Annotated in this window: 1 rRNA gene; it reads right to left on the bottom strand. The window is 51.2% G+C overall.

Features of this window, described 5'->3' with window-relative positions:
* Positions 1–858, bottom strand: a 23S ribosomal RNA gene (locus OQJ75_RS22435); the annotation flags it as partial.

Below are 858 nucleotides of genomic sequence, written 5' to 3'. Positions count from 1 at the left end.
CACCTTCAACGGCTTACAGAACGCTCCCCTACCCCACATACCCTAAGGTACGTAGCCGCAGCTTCGGTGTATAGCTTAGCCCCGTTACATCTTCCGCGCAGGCCGACTCGACCAGTGAGCTATTACGCTTTCTTTAAATGATGGCTGCTTCTAAGCCAACATCCTGGCTGTCTGAGCCTTCCCACATCGTTTCCCACTTAGCTATACTTTGGGACCTTAGCTGGCGGTCTGGGTTGTTTCCCTCTCCACGACGGACGTTAGCACCCGCCGTGTGTCTCCCGGATAGTACTTACTGGTATTCGGAGTTTGCAAAGGGTTGGTAAGTCGGGATGACCCCCTAGCCTTAACAGTGCTCTACCCCCAGTAGTATTCGTCCGAGGCGCTACCTAAATAGCTTTCGGGGAGAACCAGCTATCTCCAGGTTTGATTGGCCTTTCACCCCTAGCCACAAGTCATCCGCTAATTTTTCAACATTAGTCGGTTCGGTCCTCCAGTTGATGTTACTCAACCTTCAACCTGCCCATGGCTAGATCACCTGGTTTCGGGTCTAATCCTAGCAACTGTACGCCCAGTTAAGACTCGGTTTCCCTACGGCTCCCCTAAACGGTTAACCTTGCTACTAAAATTAAGTCGCTGACCCATTATACAAAAGGTACGCAGTCACACCACGAAGGTGCTCCTACTGCTTGTACGTACACGGTTTCAGGTTCTATTTCACTCCCCTCACAGGGGTTCTTTTCGCCTTTCCCTCACGGTACTGGTTCACTATCGGTCAGTCAGTAGTATTTAGCCTTGGAGGATGGTCCCCCCATATTCAGACAGGATATCACGTGTCCCGCCCTACTCGTTTTCACTGAT

The organism is Vibrio sp. 14G-20 (assembly GCF_026241515.1).
Lineage (GTDB): Bacteria > Pseudomonadota > Gammaproteobacteria > Enterobacterales > Vibrionaceae > Vibrio.
The sequence above is the reverse complement of the archived record's forward strand: the minus strand, read 5'-3'. Positions and strand labels throughout refer to the sequence as shown.